Annotated in this window: 16 protein-coding genes; 11 read left to right on the top strand and 5 right to left on the bottom strand. The window is 70.9% G+C overall.

Annotated elements, in window-relative coordinates; genetic code table 11:
* From IPJ59_RS29295 to rplI, 5 genes are all read left to right on the top strand, one after another.
* Positions 1-295, top strand: a 295-nt coding sequence (locus IPJ59_RS29295) for an aminoacyl-tRNA hydrolase (protein ID WP_293274224.1), incomplete at its 5' end; no start/stop codon positions are given.
* 73 nt (positions 296-368) lie between these two features.
* On the top strand, positions 369-2,636 hold the full coding sequence (locus tag IPJ59_RS29300) for a sodium-translocating pyrophosphatase (RefSeq protein WP_366524715.1): 2,268 nt from the start codon (positions 369-371) through the stop codon (positions 2,634-2,636).
* Positions 2,637-2,810: 174 nt separating this feature from the next.
* Positions 2,811-3,311 (top strand): 30S ribosomal protein S6, encoded by a 501-nt coding sequence (gene rpsF, locus IPJ59_RS29305; RefSeq protein ID WP_293274226.1) that lies wholly within the window; start codon positions 2,811-2,813, stop codon positions 3,309-3,311.
* A 3-nt stretch (positions 3,312-3,314) separates the two neighbouring features.
* Positions 3,315-3,548 (top strand): 30S ribosomal protein S18, encoded by a 234-nt coding sequence (gene rpsR, locus IPJ59_RS29310; protein ID WP_293248020.1) that lies wholly within the window; start codon positions 3,315-3,317, stop codon positions 3,546-3,548.
* A 10-nt stretch (positions 3,549-3,558) separates the two neighbouring features.
* Positions 3,559-4,011 carry a 50S ribosomal protein L9 gene (gene rplI / locus IPJ59_RS29315; protein WP_293248022.1) on the top strand — a complete coding sequence of 151 codons (453 nt, stop codon included), beginning with the start codon at positions 3,559-3,561 and terminating at the stop codon, positions 4,009-4,011.
* A 67-nt stretch (positions 4,012-4,078) separates the two neighbouring features.
* Here the strand turns inward: rplI and IPJ59_RS29320 are convergent, their stop codons facing one another.
* Together IPJ59_RS29320 and IPJ59_RS29325 are read right to left on the bottom strand one after the other, a co-directional pair.
* Positions 4,079-4,327, bottom strand: a complete 249-nt coding sequence (locus IPJ59_RS29320; RefSeq protein ID WP_293274227.1) for a hypothetical protein — start codon at positions 4,325-4,327, stop codon at positions 4,079-4,081.
* Positions 4,328-4,409: 82 nt separating this feature from the next.
* Positions 4,410-5,075: a sterol desaturase family protein gene (locus tag IPJ59_RS29325; protein ID WP_293274228.1), complete on the bottom strand. Its 666-nt coding sequence runs from the start codon at positions 5,073-5,075 to the stop codon at positions 4,410-4,412.
* Positions 5,076-5,126: 51 nt separating this feature from the next.
* Between IPJ59_RS29325 and dnaB the strand changes: the two genes are divergently transcribed.
* The 4 genes from dnaB (at position 5,127) to IPJ59_RS29345 (ending at position 11,803) form a co-directional block, all read left to right on the top strand.
* Positions 5,127-6,551: a replicative DNA helicase gene (gene dnaB, locus IPJ59_RS29330; RefSeq protein WP_293274229.1), complete on the top strand. Its 1,425-nt coding sequence runs from the start codon at positions 5,127-5,129 to the stop codon at positions 6,549-6,551.
* A 220-nt stretch (positions 6,552-6,771) separates the two neighbouring features.
* Entirely contained in the window at positions 6,772-7,818 is a 1,047-nt protein-coding gene (locus IPJ59_RS29335) for a serine/threonine-protein kinase (protein ID WP_293274230.1), read from the top strand.
* Between the two features lie 90 nt (positions 7,819-7,908).
* Positions 7,909-8,724 carry a purine-nucleoside phosphorylase gene (locus tag IPJ59_RS29340; protein WP_293248031.1) on the top strand — a complete coding sequence of 272 codons (816 nt, stop codon included), beginning with the start codon at positions 7,909-7,911 and terminating at the stop codon, positions 8,722-8,724.
* 151 nt (positions 8,725-8,875) lie between these two features.
* Positions 8,876-11,803 carry a DEAD/DEAH box helicase gene (locus IPJ59_RS29345; protein ID WP_293274231.1) on the top strand — a complete coding sequence of 976 codons (2,928 nt, stop codon included), beginning with the start codon at positions 8,876-8,878 and terminating at the stop codon, positions 11,801-11,803.
* A 68-nt stretch (positions 11,804-11,871) separates the two neighbouring features.
* Here the strand turns inward: IPJ59_RS29345 and IPJ59_RS29350 are convergent, their stop codons facing one another.
* The 3 genes from IPJ59_RS29350 to tsaA all read right to left on the bottom strand — a co-directional run bounded on the left by IPJ59_RS29350 (position 11,872) and on the right by tsaA (position 13,915).
* Entirely contained in the window at positions 11,872-12,258 is a 387-nt protein-coding gene (locus tag IPJ59_RS29350; RefSeq protein WP_293248035.1) for a hypothetical protein, read from the bottom strand.
* Between the two features lie 23 nt (positions 12,259-12,281).
* On the bottom strand, positions 12,282-13,256 hold the full coding sequence (locus tag IPJ59_RS29355; protein ID WP_293274232.1) for an AAA family ATPase: 975 nt from the start codon (positions 13,254-13,256) through the stop codon (positions 12,282-12,284).
* A 104-nt stretch (positions 13,257-13,360) separates the two neighbouring features.
* A complete protein-coding gene (tsaA, locus tag IPJ59_RS29360) occupies positions 13,361-13,915 on the bottom strand; it encodes a tRNA (N6-threonylcarbamoyladenosine(37)-N6)-methyltransferase TrmO (RefSeq protein ID WP_293274233.1) in 555 nt (184 codons plus the stop codon).
* Between the two features lie 188 nt (positions 13,916-14,103).
* On the opposite strand from tsaA, the gene IPJ59_RS29365 reads away from it, so the two are divergent.
* Entirely contained in the window at positions 14,104-15,603 is a 1,500-nt protein-coding gene (locus IPJ59_RS29365; RefSeq protein ID WP_293274234.1) for a DUF4215 domain-containing protein, read from the top strand.
* Between the two features lie 63 nt (positions 15,604-15,666).
* Positions 15,667-17,013 carry an MFS transporter gene (locus tag IPJ59_RS29370; RefSeq protein WP_293274235.1) on the top strand — a complete coding sequence of 449 codons (1,347 nt, stop codon included), beginning with the start codon at positions 15,667-15,669 and terminating at the stop codon, positions 17,011-17,013.
* Positions 17,014-17,539: the final 526 nt, after the last annotated feature.

Genomic DNA, 17,539 nt, shown 5'->3' on the forward strand with positions numbered 1-17,539 from the left:
CGACGAGATCGACTTCCCGCTCGGTCGCCTGGCGATCAAGAAGGGCGGCGGTCATGGGGGCCACAATGGGCTGCGTGACATCGTCGCCCAGCTCGGCTCCGCCGACTTCCTGCGTGTCCGTCTCGGCGTCGGCCGACCGGTGCACGGCGAGGTCGCCGACTACGTGCTCTCCGACTTTCGCCCCGACGAAGAGGGCCCGGCCGCCGACCTCGTCGAGCGCGCCGCGAAGGCCCTGACCTGCATGATGACCGACGGGGTCGTCATGGCGATGAACAAGTTCAACACGCTCCCCTGACCGGGCCAACGAGCCCGTCTCCCTCGCCGACTCCCTGGCCCTCCCCCCGCAAGAAAGCTCCCCTCCCGTGGATATCCCAATTCAGACCCTCCTCTACGCCGTACCGGCCTGCGGCGGCCTGGCGCTGCTGTACGCGCTGTTCACCGCCAGCTGGATCGCAAAGCAAGACCCCGGCACCGTGCGCATGCAGAAGATCGCCGAGCAGATCTTCCGCGGCGCCATGGCCTTCCTGGCCGCCGAGTACAAGGTGCTCGCGATCTTCGTCGTGATCATCGGCGGCATCCTGGCGCTGTCGGCCGACGCGAGCTCCTCGCCGCTGGTCGGCCTGTCCTTCGTCGCCGGCGCGATGTGCTCGGCGCTCGCCGGCTTCTTCGGCATGCGCGTGGCCACCCGGGCCAACGTGCGCACCGCGGCGGCGGCCCGCGTCGGCCTGTCGCCGGCGCTCTCGATCGCGTTCCGCGGCGGGGCCGTTATGGGCATGTGCGTGGTCGGCCTCGGCCTGGTCGGCTTCGGCAGCCTGTTCATCGCCTACCTCGGCCAGTTCGACGCCCTCGCGGACGTCGACGGCCAGGCCCTCGAGTTCAACCGCGTGGTCAACATGCTGGCCGGCTTCGCGATGGGCGCCTCGTCGATCGCGCTGTTCGCCCGCGTGGGCGGCGGCATCTACACCAAGGCCGCTGACGTCGGCGCCGACCTGGTCGGCAAGGTCGAGGCGGGCATCCCGGAGGACCACTTCCTGAACCCGGCGACCATCGCCGACAACGTCGGTGACAACGTCGGCGACGTCGCCGGCATGGGCGCCGACCTGTTCGAGTCGTACGTCGGCGCGATCCTCGGCACCATGGTGCTCGGGGCGGTCGCGGTGAGCGGCCGCCTCGAGGCCGCGATCCTTCCGCTGCTGATCGCCGCGGCGGGCATCGTGATGTCGATCCTCGGCACCTTCTTCGTGCGCACGAAGGAGGGCGGCAACCCCCAGATCGCGCTGGACACCGGCTCCTTCGGGGCGGCGTTCATCATGTTGCCGATCTCGTGGGGCATCATCTACTTCTGCGTGATGTCGGCCGCCGGCCATGGCACGCCGATGATCACCACCGACCTGTCGGGGCTCGCGGCCTGCAGCACCAACGGGGCGATGGACATGAGCCTGGTCGCCAGCGAGGCCTGCAGCGTGGCCCAGACCTGGGCCCTGTTCTGGGCGATCGTCGCCGGCCTGGTCTCGGGCGTGGCGATCGGCGCGATCACCGGCTTCTACTGCTCGAAGGGCAAGCGCCCGGTGAACAGCATCGTCGAGCAGTCGAGCACCGGTCCGGCGACCAACATCATCGCCGGCATCGGCGTCGGCTTCGAGTCGACCGCGATCCCGATCCTCCTGATCGCGGGCGCCATCTTCGTCGCCAACTACTTCGCCGGGCTCTACGGCGTGGCCCTGGCGGCGCTCGGCATGCTCTCGACCACCGGCATCCAGTTGGCGGTCGACGCGTACGGCCCGATCTCCGACAACGCCGGCGGCATCGCCGAGATGAGCGGCCTGCCGCACGAGGTCCGTGAGCGCACCGACAACCTCGACGCGGTCGGCAACACCACCGCCGCGATCGGCAAGGGCTTCGCCATCGCCTCGGCCGCGCTCGCGGCCCTGTCGCTGTTCGCGGCCTACCGCAACATCGCCCTCAAGGGCAGCGACCTGCTGCTGACCGACCCGAAGGTCCTGATCGGCCTGCTGATCGGCGGCATGCTGCCCTTCCTGTTCTCGGCGATGGCGATGAAGGCCGTCGGCGCGGCCGCGATGGACATGATCACCGAGGTGCGGCGCCAGTTCCGGGAGATCCCGGTGCTGCGCGCGGCGCTCCTGCTGGTCGCAAAGGCCGAGAAGGAGAACCGTGACCTCACGCCCGACGAGGAGCGCGAGGTCCTCGCCGCCGGTGAGAAGACGGAGGTCGAGCGCTGCGTGGCCATCTCCACCAAGGCCTCGATCCGCCGCATGGTCATGCCGGGCGTGCTGGCCCTCAGCTCGCCGGTGATCATCGGCTTCTGGTCGCGCAGCGCCCTGGGCGGGCTCCTGGCGGGCACCCTGGTCACCGGCGTGATGCTGGCGATCTTCATGTCCAACGCCGGTGGCGCGTGGGACAACGCCAAGAAGCAGGTCGAGGACCAGAAGAAGGACTCCAGCCAGGCCGTGAACACCGGCAAGGGCTCGGAGCGCCACAAGGCGGCCGTCATCGGCGACACCGTCGGCGACCCCTTCAAGGACACGGCGGGCCCGAGCCTCAACATCCTCATCAAGCTGATGACGATCGTGGCGGTCGTGATCGCCCCGATCCTCGTCAAGTACGGCGGCCTGTAACGGCTGTAACGGCTGTAACGGCAAGGCCCAGCCTCGCCGGCCCCTTGCGGTCGGGCGAGGCTTGATCTAAAAGGTGCGGCCCCGTCCATCCCGGACGGGGCCGTTTCCATTTCTCTCCTTGCTCCTCGCCGCGCCGCGGTCGGGGGGCCAAGCAGCAGTCCACGAGGAGAATTCATGTCCGATACTTCCGGCCAGGTGCTCTCGGTCTCCAACAAGCAGGGGACCAAGCGCGAGTACGAGACCATCCTGATCCTGCGACCCCAGACCAGCAAAGTCGGGATCCGCGAGTTTGTCACCAAGATGCAGGGCGTGTTCGAGAAGTGCGGCGCCCGCCTGATCAAGATCGAGAACTGGGGCACGCGCACGCTGGCCTACCCGATCAACCGCTCGCCGACCGGCATCTACCTGTACTGGCGCTACCTCGGCGGCTCCGACATCGTCCACGAGTTCGAGCGCAACCTGCGGATCACCGACTCGGTGCTGCGCTTCTACACCGTCAAGGTCGACGAGGACGTCGACCCCGCGGCGCGCCCCTCGGAGATCACCGACGACTTGCTCGAGAACATCAGCGAGCCGCCGCCCGAGCCGGAGCCCGAGCCGGTGCGCGAGGTCGAGGAGGAGAACTCCATGTACGCCGACGACGGCGTCGAGGGTCTCGAGGAAGGAGTGAACTAAGCCATGTCCGACGACAACAAGCCCCGTTCCAACCGCCGGTCCACGTCGCTGCTCGCCAACGACAGGACTCTGGTCATCGATTACAAGAACCCGCAGCTGCTCAAGTCCTTCCTGACGGACCGCGGCAAGATCGTGCCGGCCCGCATCTCCGGCGTCTCGGCCCGCCAGCAGCGTCAGATCACCAGGGCAGTCAAGCGCGCGCGCATGCTGGCCCTCATCCCGTACACGGTGCAGTGAGAGGACCCCCATGGCAAACCTTGAGATCATCCTCCGCAAGGACGTCGAGCACCTCGGCTCTGCTGGCGAGCTCGTGACGGTCCGCCCCGGCTACGGCCGCAACTACCTGATCCCCCGCGGCCTCGCGCTCGCGGCGACCCGCGGCAACATCGCCCAGCTGGAGCACCAGAAGCGCATCATCGCCGCCGAGCAGGCCCGCATCCGGGCCGAGCACATCAAGATGGCCGAGGCGCTCAAGGGCGTGTCGGTGTCGATCGCCCGCAAGAAGGGCGCCGACGGCAAGCTGTTCGGCTCGGTGTCCACCAAGGACATCGCCGAGGCGCTGGCGATGCAGAACATCAACGTCGATCGCAAGCTGATCCGCCTCGAGGACCCCTTCAAGGCGGTCGGCAGCTACGAGGTCCCGGTGCGCTTCAGCGCCGATGCCTCGGTCGAGATCCGCGTCAACGTCGTCGGCGTCTAAGCGCCGCCGGTGCACGAGAGGGCCGCACGCCGCGAGGCTTGCGGCCTTCTTGCAATTTGGGCGTGTATCACTTGCCGCGCAGCCGCTCCGCGCTGCACTTGCCCATCAGACACTGCGCCGAGTACACGCCCTTCTGCTTGCAGCCGGTGACGTGGTACTTGCCGTAGACCTCGTCGCGGGTCAGCGCGACCTGGTCCTCCGGGCACTTGAAGTCGGCGGCCGCCTGGGCGCGGGCGGCGTTGTCGAGCTTGCCGGCGCAGCCGGTGAGAGAGCCAATGAGAGAGCCAGTGAGCAGGGCGACGAGGGTGGGGCGCATCACCGCCGATTTATACCGCGGCGCGCAGGCCCGTGGTCAATCGGCCGACCGCGCAGGGTGCTCCCATGAGCGTCGGTCGGGGTCAACGCAGCGTGCCGCGCAGGAGGTCCCACAGGGGCGTGGTCACGCCGAAGTTGGCGCGCGTCATGAGGGCGGGGTCGTGGTGGCGCTCGTGGTGGGCGGCGAGGCGGGCGACGAGGCGGTGCACGACGCTGCGCGGCGGGAGGTGATAGGCGGTGTGCAGCCACTCGTAGACGACGAAGTAGGCGTGGGTGCTGACCATGAAGAGGAGGCCGGCGTCGCGGCCGAGCAGCCAGGTCAGGGCGAGGGCGAGGGGCGTCATGAGCACGCTGAGCAGGCCGATCGCCCACCACGGGAACAGCACGGCCCGCAGCTCGCGGGGGTCGTGGATCGCCATGGCGCCGCGCACGTAGAGCGTGTGGTGCGAGACGTGGTGGGCGTCGTAGAGGTACTGCAGCGGCGGCACGCGGTGGTGCAGGAGGTCGCGATGAAAGCGCCACTCGACGCCCTGGCCGATCACCAGGACGGCCGGCACCACCAGCCACGCGGCGAGGCTTGGTTCTCCGAGCTGGACGAGGCAGCTGGCGATCACGAGGCCGCCGTAGATGTTGGGGATCAGGAGGTGGCGCCACGGGTTGTAGCGGGCGGGTAGCTCGGCCAGGAAGCGGGCGCGGGCCGCCGCGGCGCGGGCCACGGCGGGTGCGGGCTGGGCGGGCTGGGCGGGCACGCGGGCATGCTACCGCGCCGCTCGGCCGCGGTGTTATACCTCTCGCCCCCGATGGCCCGCACCCTCCCGCACAACAACGAGGCCGAGGCGGCGATCCTCGGCGGCATCCTGCTGCGCGGGCAGCAGGCGCTCAACGACGTGCTCGATGTCGTCCGCGAGGACGACTTCTACAACACGGCCTACCAGGCGATCTTCAAGGCGATGAAGGCGCTCGACGAGCGCCGTGAGCCGATCGACGTGGTCACGCTGGAGGCCCAGCTGCGCTCGGTCGGCGAGCTCAAGGTGGCGGGCGGGCTCGAGGCGCTGAACACCCTCGGCGACCGCTACGCGACCAGCCAGAACATCACCCACCACGCCGAGCTGGTGCGCCGCGCGGCGATGGTGCGAAACCTGGTGATCACGGCGCGCGAGGTCGCCGAGGAGGGGATGGACGAGCTCGAGAACATCAACGAGTTCATCGACCAGGCCGAGAAGCGGATCATGGCGGTGAACGAGCGCGGGCGGCGGACCGCGTACCAGTCGTCGAGCGAGCTGCTCAAGCAGATCTTCGTCACCATCACCGAGCGGGCCAAGCGACAAAACCCGATCACCGGGGTGCCGACCCACTTCACCGACCTCGACAAGATGACCGGCGGGATGCAGCCGGGGGACCTGGTGATCATCGCGGCGCGCCCGTCGATGGGCAAGACGGCGTTCGTGTTGAACCTGTGCCAGAACGCCTGCGTGCCGCAGGCGCGGCACATGCACGTGCCGGTCGAGGAGCAGCCGATCTTGCACCCGGTGCTGTTCTTCAGCCTCGAGATGGGCGGGACCCAGCTGGTCGAGCGCGTGCTGTGTGCCGAGGCGAAGGTCGACTACAGCAAGCTGCGCTCGGGGGCCTTCATCGACGACGACTTTCGCCGGATGATCGGCGCGGCCGACCGCATCTCACAGGCCAAGTTCTTCATCGACGACCAGGCCGCGCCGTCGATCCTCGAGATGCGGGCCCGGGCCCGGCGCTTCCGCGAGGACCGGACAATCTTCACGGGTCACAAGGAGCAGTTCGGCCTGATCGTGGTCGATTACCTGCAGCTGGCGCGAGGCGGCAAGAGCCGCTACGACTCGCGCGAGCAGGAGATCAGCGAGATCTCCCGCGGGCTCAAGGCGATGGCCAAGGAGCTGCACATGCCCGTCCTGGCCCTGTCCCAGCTCAACCGCGCGGTCGACAGTCGCGCCGATCACCGGCCCCAACTTTCGGACCTGCGTGAGTCGGGGGCGATCGAACAGGATGCAGACGTCATCATGTTTATCTACCGCGAGGAGCGGTATCTCCCGGGTGATGCGTCGCCCTCGGATCGGCAGAAGGTCGAGAACAAGGCCGAGATCATCCTCGGCAAGCAGCGCAACGGCCCGATCGGCACCGTGCACCTGACCTTCCTCAAGCAGCACACGCGCTTCGAGAACATGCTGAACGGACCGGGGATCACCGACGGTTAGGGGCGGCCAAGGGCGGCCGAGGGCGGCCAAGGGCGGCGAGCGCCCGAGGTCACCGTGACGGCCCGAGCGGCGGGCGCGGGTGGTGTCGCGGTCGCGGTCGCGGGTTGGCGTGGCGGGTCGTGGTCGCTGGTTGCGAGCCCGAGAAGTCGCGTGCCTGGCGGCAAACCGTACGCGCGGGAGCGTGGCAAAGCCGACGCGGGCCGTGATAGCTTGCGGAGCAATGTCGGTGCCCACCCAGATCGGGCCGTTCAAGGTCAAGGGCCTCCTCGGTAAAGGGGCCATGGGTGAGGTCTACGAGGGCATCGACGAGAAGCTGGGCCGGCGCGTGGCGATCAAGATCCTCGGGCGCAAGCACCGGGAATCCGAGGAGTTCAAGACCCGCTTCCTCCGCGAGGGCCGCGCGCTTGCGGCCATGAACCACCCGAACATCGTCGCGGTGTACTTCATCGGCGAGCACGAGGACCGGCCCTTCCTGGCCATGGAATTCCTCGACGGCGAGGACATCGGCGGCTCGCTGAAGAAGCGCGGCGCGCTGAACCCGGGCGACGCGGCCGAGGTCATCCGTCAGGCGGCGATCGGCCTGGCCGAGACCCAGCGGGTCGGCGTGGTCCACCGCGACGTCAAGCCCTCGAACCTGGTCGTGACCTCGCAGGGCTTCGTCAAGGTGACCGACTTCGGCCTGGCCAAGGCGCTGCAGGAGGACCTGTCGATCACCGCCACCGGCGTGTTCGTCGGGACCCCGGACTACCTCGCGCCGGAGCAGGCGATGGGCAAGGAGGTCGACGCCCGCGCCGACGTGTACGCGCTCGGCTGCTCGCTCTACCATATGTGCAGCGGCCACCCGCCGTTTCGCAAGGGCGGCCAGGACGACCACTACACCGCGGTGGTGCGCCGTCACCTCAAGTCGGAGCGGCCCGAGCTCAAGCTCGAGATCAAGGGCTTCGACGAGGCGCTGTCGGACCTGTGCCGGCGCATGATGAGCCGCCGCCCCGACGTGCGCCCGACCTTCGAGGAGCTCAAGACCAGCCTGTCCGAGATCTCGCGTCGCCTCGGCGGCGAGGTGCCGCCGCGCCACGCCAGCGTCGAGCTGCGCTCCCCCGAGGAGATCAACGAGGTGGCCAAGAAGCAGGGCTCGAAGGCCACCGAGCTGGTCCCGGGGGACAACGCCAGCCCGGCCCGCAACACCCGCACGACGATGATCGCCGTCGGGATCGGCGTGTCGATCGGCATCGCTCTCGGGGTGGTGCTGGCGATTATGTCGATGTGATGGTTGGGTGAATGTTGGGTGACGACGTGAGGGTTGGGTGCATCGGGTGGACGCGCACTCGGTGGCCTGTCCTGAAGGCCAGGTGAAGCAATGATCACGAAAGATCCATACAGCCACGCCACTGAGCTCCTGCAGGAACGCCTGGGAGGCCGCCGCCTCGACTGGGCGCTGGTCGCCGGCTCGGGCCTCGGGGTCGGCTTCGTCGCCGCGGAGGGGGGCATCGGCCTGCAGATCGAGGGTCAGCTGACGCTGGCGGAGCTCGGCCTGCCGGCGCCCTCGGTCGCGGGTCACGGCAACAGCCTGGTGTGGGGCCGCGTCGGCGCGTCGCTGGTGTGCGTGCAGACCGGGCGCCTGCACCCTTACGAGGGCCACCCGATCGCGGTATGCACGACGGCCCTGGCGGCGATGCTCGGCTGCGGCGCGCGCACGGCGGCGCTGACCTTCGCGGTCGGCGGCCTCGACCCGGCGCTGAAGACCGGCGAGGTGGTGCTGCTGCGCGACCAGATCGCGCTGTTCGGGCCGACGCCGCTGGTCGGCCCGCAATTCGTCGATTGCAGCCAGCTCTACCCGGAGCACCTGCGTCGGCGCGTGCAGGAGATCCATCCGGGGCTCGGTCCGACCCAGCTCGCGGAGGTGGTGTACGCGCACGCCCGCGGGCCTCAGTACGAGACCCCGGCCGAGACCGAGGCGCTGCGCCGCCTCGGCGGGCAGGTGGTCGGGATGTCGACGACCTACGAGGCGATCCTCTGCGCCTCGCGCGGGGTGCCGGTGCTCGGGCTCGGGGTCGTCACCAACGGCGCCGGGCAGACGGGGCTCAGCCACCACGAGGTGCAGGACCGCAGCCGCGAGGCCCACGCGCAGCTGTCGGGGCTGCTCAAGCAGGTGATGGCCTCCGCGTTCGAGTGAGGCGCCTGGCTCTCGGGACAGGTCGCGGGCCGCGGTCGGCGTGACGCGGGTGGTGTCCGAGTGACCCTCATGCTGCGTGTCGGCGTGACGGAGCCTGTCCTTTCGGGCAGGTGGTTGCGAGCCGGGGCTCCGGCGTGCTAGCTGGTGCGCGGTGCAGAAGCTGCTCGCCGCCGTGCACGCCGCCGCGAGCCCGCGCGACTGGTCGCGGGGGGTGGAGCTGGCGCGCGCACAGGCGGTGGTGCTGGTGCGCAGCGGGGCGGACGAGGTGGTGGTTCAGGTCGCGGTGAAGGGGGCGGCGCTCAGCCCGACGGTGACGCTGTGGCCGGACGAGGCGGAGTGGAGCTGCGACTGCGACAGCCGGGCCGATCCTTGCTTTCACGTGGCGGCGGCGGCGATCGCCCTCAAGCGGGCGGCCGAGTCGGGCGAGGCGCTGCCCACGGCGAACGCGCGGGCGGGGCGGGTCGGCTATCGCTTCACGCGCAGCCCGGAGGGGCTGGTGTTCACGCGGGTGCGGGTGGCCGAGGGGGGCGAGGAGCGGCCGCTGGGGCACAGCCTGGCGCAGCTCGGCTCGGGGCGGGTGGAGGGCCCGGCGACGGTGGCGACGCAGGCTGACCTGGCGCTCGACCTGGCGCTCGGGGCCTTCGTGAAGCCGGGGGTGATGCCGCCAGCGCTCGCGCGCAAGGTGCTGCCGCTGCTGGTCGCGGGGGTCGATCTGCGCCTCGACGGCGCGCCGATCGGGGTCGATCCGCGGCCGGTCGGGTACCACGGGCGGGTGGTCGACGAGGGCGAGGGCTTTCGCGTGTCGCTGGGGCGCGACCCGGCGATCAGCGAGAACCTCGGCGACAAGGTGATCGTGCGCTGCGGCGACACGCTGCGGGTGTGGGACAGCAGCGGGCTCGGCAAGGAGTTCGAGGGGCTGAAGAAGGAGGGGATCTTCGTGCCGCGCGAGCGCGCGGTGTGGCTGGTGACGGAGTACCTGCCGGCGCTCGAGCGCAAGATCCCCGTGCATGTGAAGGCCCGCGAGCTGCCGCGGCTCAGCGATGGGCATGCGCCGCGGGCGGTGCTCGAGGTGCAGCAGAGCGGCGAGGCGCTCGCGGTGCTGCCGACGATCGTGTACGGCGACCCGGCGGTGGCGCGCCTCGACGGCGAGCGCATCGTGCCCTTCGGGCGCGTGCTGCCGCGGCGTGACCCGGAGGCGGAGGGCCGTGTGCGGGCGCTGCTGGCCCGCCACGGGCTGGTGCCCGGGGAGCGCGAGGTGGCGGTGGCGGGCGCCGGGGTGGCCCTGGCCGAGCGTCTGCGGGCGGCGGAGAAGGCCGGGCGCGGGGCGGTCGAGCTGCGCGGGGAGGCCCACCGCGGCTTCGTCCGCCTGGCGCCGCTGTGCCCGCGGATCGGCGCGGGCGGGCGGGGCTTCGAGCTGTCCTTTGAGACAGATGATGGATCACGTCGGGTCGACGCGCGGACGGTGCTGGCGGCGTGGCAGGCGGGGGCGTCGGAGGTCTCGCTGCTGGGCGGCGGGGTGGCGCCGCTGCCGGCGGACTGGCTGGCCCGTTACGGGCCGCAGATAGCGATGTTGCTGGCCGCGCGCGGTGCCGACGGGGAGGTGGCCGCGCACGCGCGCCCGGCCCTCGCCGACCTGTACGCGGCGCTCGAGACCCCGGCGCCGCCCGAGCTCGCGGGGCTCGCGGCGCTGGCCCGCGACTTCGTCGGGCTGCCGCGGGCGCGCCTGCCGGACGACCTGCGGGCTGAGCTGCGTGACTATCAGCGCCGCGGGGTCGACTGGTTGTGCCTGCTGCGCGACGCCGGGCTCGGGGCGATGCTGGCGGACGACATGGGCCTCGGCAAGACGCTGCAGTGCCTGTGCGCGCTGAAGGGTCGCTGCCTGATCGTCGCGCCGACCAGCGTGCTGTTCAACTGGGCCGCGGAGGTGCGGCGCTTCCGTCCGGGTCTGAAGGTGTGCACCTACCACGGGCCGCGTCGGCGCCTCGACCCCGAGGCCGACCTGGTGCTCACGAGCTACGCGATCCTCCGCCTCGACGCCGAGGCGCTGGCCGCCGAGAGCTGGGACGCGGTCGTGCTCGACGAGGCGCAGACGATCAAGAACCCGGACAGCCAGGTCGCGCGCGCGGCCTACGGGCTGACGCGCGCCCGCTGGCGCGTGACCCTCACCGGGACGCCGGTCGAGAACCGGCTCGAGGAGCTGTGGAGTCAGTTCCACTTCGTGATGCCGGGCCTGCTCGGCGGGCGTCAGGACTTCAGCGAGCGGCACGCGCGGCCGATCGCCGAGGGCGTCCCGGGCGCTGCGCTGCGGCTGCGCCAGCAGATCCGTCCCTTCTTGCTGCGTCGGCGCAAGCAGGAGGTCGCGCGCGAGCTGCCGCCGCGCACCGAGGTCGTGCTGCGCTGCAGCCTCGACGAGCGCGAGCGGACGATCTACGAGGCGGTCCGTGCGGCCACCGAGAAGGAGGTGGTGGCGGCGCTCGAGCAGGGCGGCGGGGTGCTGCAGGCGCTCGAGGCCCTGCTGCGTCTGCGCCAGGCGGCCTGCCACGCGGGGCTGGTGCCGGGGCAGCACGCGGAGCGATCGTCGAAGCTCGACCTCTTGCAGGAGACGCTCGACGAGGCGATCGCGGAGGGCCACAAGGCGCTGGTGTTCTCGCAGTGGACGGGGCTGCTCGACCGCGTCGAGCCGTACCTGCGGCGGGCGCAGATCGAGTTCGTGCGCCTCGACGGCAGCACCCGCGATCGCGGGGCGGTGGTCGATCGCTTCCAGGCCAGCGACGGGCCGCCGGTGATGCTGGTGTCGCTCAAGGCTGGCGGGACGGGGCTCAACCTGACCGCGGCGGATCACGTGTTCATGCTCGACCCGTGGTGGAACCCGGCGGTCGAGGATCAGGCGGCCGACCGGGCCCATCGCATTGGTCAGACGCGTCCGGTGATCGTGCATCGACTCGTGGCCGAGGACACGGTCGAGGGGCGGATCCTCGAGCTGCAGGGACGCAAGCGCGAGCTCGCGGACGCGGCCCTCACGGGGGCCGACGCCGCGGCCGCGCTCACGCGCGACGACCTGCTCGCGCTCCTGCGTTGACCGGCGGGTTGACCGGGTGAGGCCCTATGGGGTGCACGGCGCTGAGCACCGCGCTCTTGCGGTGACGCTCAGCCCTGGCTGCGGGCGTCCATGTAGCGCTTGGTGAGGGCCGGGTCGCCGGCGATCTCGAACATGAGGGCGTCGAGCTTGTCGCGGTCGAGGCCGTGCTTGCCGAGGATCTCGTCGGCCTTGTCGGGGGCGCCGGAGATCTCCTTGGCGAGGGTGGCGGCGAGCTGGATCTTCTCGTCGGCGGGGTCCGGCGCGGGCGGGGTCGTGTCCGCGGGCTTGGGCTCGGGCGTGGTGACGGTCTTGCTGTCCGGGGCCTTGGCGTCGGCCTTGGCGTCGGCCTTGGCGACGGACTTCTTGGTGTCGATCTTCTTCGCGGTGCCGGCCTCGCAGGCGGGCAGGGCGGTGAACAGGACGGCGGCGGCGAGGATGCGGGTGATGTTGTGCATGGTTGTGCTCCGTTCCTGTCGCTTTAGTCGGCGGGCTTGGGCTTGGGGCCCTTGTGGTGGGCCTTGCCCGGGTCGTGGTCGAGCGCGGGCGGGTGCCCGTCCTTGGGGTGGTCGCCCTTTTTGTCGTCGACCTTGTCGAGACGGTCCTCGCGCTTCTCGAGCCGGTCCTCGCGCTTGTCGGCGCGCTCCTCGGCCTTGTCGAGCTTGTCGCCGACCTTCTCGTTGTGCTTGAGCGCCTTCTCGAGGCGATCTTTCTCGGCCTGGAGGGCGGCCTTGTCGGCCTCGGCGGCGTCGGCGATGCGCTGGTCGAGGGCGCGCATGCGCAGCTCGAGGGCGTCGTGGTTCTCGCTGTTCTTGGCCTTGCCGGCGTCGAGCTTGGCCTTGAACTTCTCGTTGCGGTCCTCGTGCAGGAGCACCCGCTTCTTGCCCTTGGTGAGCAGCTCGCCCTGGCGCTCGCGCAGCTTCTCGCGCCATTGCTTGTTGAGCTCGCGCTGCTTCTCCAGCTTCTCGCGCAGGTCGGCGAGCTGCTTCTCGTCGAACTCGCCGGTGTCTTGCTTGCGCTCCTTGATCTTGGCGGCGAGCTTCTTGCCACGCAGGCCGGCGGCGACCTGCAGGCGGACCCAGCGACCGAAGCCCTTCTTGACGCCGCGGCTGCGGGTCTGCTCGGCCTCCACGGCGACGATCTCACCGGCGTCGCCGGCGGACAGGCCGCTGTCGCGGGTGGTGTCGAGGGCCTCCTTGAGCTCGGCCTCGTCGACGCCGGCCTCGCGCGCGTCGGCGGCGGCGATCGGGAGGTTGATGACCGAGAGGATGTCGTCGCCGAGGGCGTCCTGGTCGGACACGGTGATCGTGGCCGAGGCGGAGGCCGCGATCGACGCGCCGGCGGCCGTCTTGGCGGCGGTGGCCTCGGGCAGCGACGGGGTCTTGTCGTCCCGGGCGTGCGCCAGCGCGGGCACGCCGAGGGCCAGGGACAGGAAGGTGACGCAGAGCTTGTTCATCGAGGACTCTCCGCGCACAGGATAGACCAGGTCGCGGGGTTTCGGCGCGCAGGAACACGGGGGCCTGGGGCCCCGCAGGGGTCCGCAGCTGCCCGCCCAGGCGCTCAGGTGCCCGGGCCCTCGTAGTGGTCGGGCTCGTCGGCGACGCGGGCGTCGAGCCAGCCGGCGCGCGCGTCGGGGAAGGCGTCGGCGTAGGGGACGTAGGGCTTGATGTCGAGGACGGGCGTGTGGTCGAGGATGTCGACGCCGAGCACGTGGAGGACGTGGCCCTCGATCGCGGTGAGGCGCAGGCAGGACAGGCCGATGAGGTTCGGGCGGTGCGGCGAGCGGGTGGCGAACAGGCCGTGCTGGCCGTCCTGGTCGCGCGGCGAGCGGACGGCGAGGCCGTGGCCGCGGTTCAGGTGAAACACGAAGAGGCACCAGATCCGGTCGAACTCGGCGAGGCCGGCGAGGCCGGGCGCGAGCTCGGGGAGCAGCTCGATGCGAGCGGGCAGCGGCGCGTCGCCCTTGACCTGCGCGGTGATCGGCGGCTGGCGCGGGGTGCCGAAGCGCTCGGTGTAGGGCGAGCGCAGCACGCCGATCGGGGTGAAGCAAAACGGCTCGCGGTAGGCGTCGGCGTGCTTGCTGGTGTGGTCCTGCTCCGGCTTGCGGCGCTGCATGCGGCGCAGTCTAGCCACATACGAGTCGGATGCGCGCGTCCGGATCTCGCGGCCAATCGCGGCCAAACGCGGCCCAACGCGGCCCAACGCGCCGCGCTGGTTGACAGTGCACGCGGCGCGCTGTCACGATGGCGGCTCTGGAGGTGGGTATGCGTCGGGGATCGAAATTGGCTTGTGGTTTGGGTTTGGTGGTGTTGTTCAGTGGCTGTGGCGACTCGGGCGGGCGCGACTCGGCCGACGCGAGCACGAGCAATGTGACGACGACGCCGGCGACCGACGCGACGACGACGGGGGCGTCGGCCAGCACGGGGACGACGACGGACACGCCGACCAGCGGCAACTCGAACAGCGGGACGCAGGGCACGGGCGACACCTCGGCGACGGAGATCGACTTCACGACGGGCACGGCGGACCCGATCTGCGGCGACTCGGTGCTCGACCCCGGCGAGACCTGCGACGACGGGGCGGCCAACGCGGACGACGCGGCGTGCACGTCGACCTGCCAGGTCGCGGCGTGCGGCGACATGTTGGTGCAGGCCGGCGTGGAGACCTGCGACGACGGGGCGGCCAACGCGGACGACGCGGCGTGCACGTCGAGCTGTCAGACTGCGGTGTGCGGCGACATGCTGGTGCAGGCGGACGTCGAGGAGTGCGACGACGGCAACGCGGACGACACCGACGCGTGCGTGGCCGGCTGCAAGAACGCGAAGTGCGGCGACGGGCTGGTCGGGCCGGGCGAGCTGTGCGACGACGGCAACCAGGTCGACGACGACGCGTGCACCAACGAGTGCGCCTCGCCGAACTGCGGCGACGGCAAGCTGCAGGCGCAGCAGGGCGAGGAGTGCGACGACGGCAACCAGGTCGACACGGACGCGTGCCTGAGCACCTGCTTGAAGGCGAAGTGCGGCGACCAGGATGTGCAGGCCGGGGTCGAGGAGTGCGACGACGGCAACCTCGACGAGACGGACATGTGCACGGCGGCGTGCAAGCTGCCGACCTGCTCGGACAAGGCGAAGAATGGCAGCGAGACCGACGTGGACTGCGGCGGGAGCTGCCCGAAGTGCGGGCTCGGTGGCGCCTGCGCGATGAATGCCGACTGCGGGCAGGGGCTGTGCATCAACCAGGTGTGCGGACTGGCGAAGAGCTGCAAGCAGATCAAGGAGGCGGATCCGGCCAGCAAGGACGGCAATTACATGGTCGACCCCGACGGCGCGGGGCCGGTCAAGCCGCTGACGGTGCACTGCGAGATGGACACCGACAGCTGCGGCTACACCTGGGTGCGCTTCGACGACCCAGCGCTGCTCAATGACCAGAACCTGTACGCGGCGAAGTGCACGGCGGCGGGGATGGAGGTGCTGGTCACGCGCACGAAGCCGCACGCGCAGGCCTTCTTCGACTGGAACCTGTCGCAGAACGCGAACCTGGTCAACGTGTTCCCCAAGTACAACGGCGCCCAGGGGATCAACAACTGGACCGGCATCTGCCAGGGCGCGGCGTGCAGCTTCTGGATGACCGACAACGGCAACGGCGACGTCGGCTGCACCAACTACGAGCCGAACGGCGACAATAACACCGCGTATCGCATCTACCTGCGCCAGGCCGGCTGCGGGCTGCAGGGCAACTGGAACGACGCCAGCAACACGGTGCAGGTCCAGGGCTGGGTGGTCTGCTCGCCGAACGACTGCTAGTCGGCTGCGATATACTCGGCCATTCCTCAGCACCTGCAGGTCGACCCGGCCGCGTCCGCGGTCATGCCCCTGCCCCCCGAGCCGGCCGCTCGCGGGGTCTGGCGCGGCGTGCTGCGCCACGCGGCGTTTCGCCGGGTGTGGTTCGGGGCGATGGTGTCGTCGATCGGCACGTGGATGGAGGGGCTCGGGGTCCAGTGGCTGATGGCCCAGCAGACCGGCTCGGCGCTGATGCTCGGCGCGCTGGCGGCGGCGCAGCTCGGGCCGATGCTGGTGTTCGGGCTGCTCGGGGGCCTCGCCGCCGACCGCTTCGACCGGCGCACGCTGTTGTTGGTCACGCAGGCGGCGATGATGCTGGTCGCGGCCGGGCTGGCGCTCGCGGCCGGGCTCGGTCAGGCGACGCCGACGGTGCTGCTGGCGCTGGGCCTTGTCAACGGCGTGGCGATGGCGTTCAACATGCCGGCCTGGCAGGTGCTCACGCCGCGCCTGGTCCCGCGCGAGGAGCTGCACCGGGCGATCGCGCTGCAGGGCCTGCAGTTCAACCTGGCGCGCGTGGTCGGCCCGGCGCTCGCGGGCCTGCTGCTGGCGCAGACCAGCGCGACGCTGCTGTTCGCCCTCAACGCGCTCAGCTTCGTGGCGGTGCTCGCGGCGGTCGCGAGCACCCCGGCGGCGCCGCCACCCGCCGGGCCGCAGCCGCTCGCGCGGGCCCAGCTCGCCGAGGCCTTCGCGTTCGTGTTCGGGCGCCCGGGCCCGCGTGCGCTCATGGCGATGCTGGTGCTGCTGAGCGCCCTGGCGGCGCCGCTGCAGCGGATGCTGCCGCTGTTCGTCGCCGACGTGTTCGCCGCGGGGGAGACCAGCTACGGCCTGCTGCTCGGGCTGTTCGGCGCGGGCGCGGTGCTCGGCGGGCTGACGCTCGGGCGCTGGCCGAGCTGGTACCCGCGCCACCACCTGATCCCGCTGGCGCTCACGCTCACGGGGGCGTGCATGGCGATGTTCTGCGCGACCGAGCGACTGGTGCTCGGCGGGCTGTGGATCTTCGTCGCCGGGGTCGCGTGGATCTGGGCGTTTAGCAGCACGATCACGGCGCTGCAGCTGCTCGTCAGCGACAGCATGCGCGGGCGGGTGCTGGCGGTCATCAACGTGGCGATGTTCGGGGCGATGCCGGTCGGCAGCGTGCTGGCGGCGCTGCTCGGCGATCGCCTGGCGCCGCTCGTGCCAGGGGCGGCGCCGGTGCAGCTCGGGGTCGGCGTGATGGCGGTCGCGCTGGCGCTGTTCGGGCTGCTGCTGCTGGTGCTGCGCACGCCGGAGATCGATGAGCACGAGCCGACGCTGCCGCGGGCGCGCAGCTTGTGGCTCGGGCTGACGGCGGCGGCGCATCGGGCCGGGGCGGGTCGGCCTGCGGGTCGCGGATGACTTCGTGGCGCGGAGGATGTCTTAGGTCGTGGGGGCGCGGATGACGTCGCACGGGCCGGTGCGGTCCGGCTGGGCGTCCGCGAAGGCTCGAGAAGCCGGATGTCCGGGAGGGGGGTCGCCCTCAAACACGGCCTGACACACCGTCGCCGGGGTGATGCCCGGGTCTACGCCGGACTCGGTCGACCCCCCTCCCGGCCCTCCGGCAAGTGAAGCCTCCGCTCAAGGACGGTGCGGTCGGCCTCGCCGAGCGCCGGACCGCACCGGCCCTGAGGGCGCGACATGGCCGAACGAACATGTCCCTTATGACAGTAGCTCTGGCGCCGCGCCGAGCCAAGTCGCTACACTCTCGGAGATCATGATCCACGACGTACGCGCCGCATGCTTGCTGATCGTCGCCGCGGTAGCTTGACAGGCTCCGAGCCCGGGGACGAGAGCCTGACCATGAGCACGACGGACCTCACGGTCGCGACCGACCCCGCGAGCACCACGAACGCCACGGGCGAGGTGCCGCCCGATCTACCCGGCG

The organism is Nannocystis sp. (assembly GCF_016714285.1).
GTDB lineage: Bacteria > Myxococcota_A > Polyangia > Nannocystales > Nannocystaceae > Nannocystis.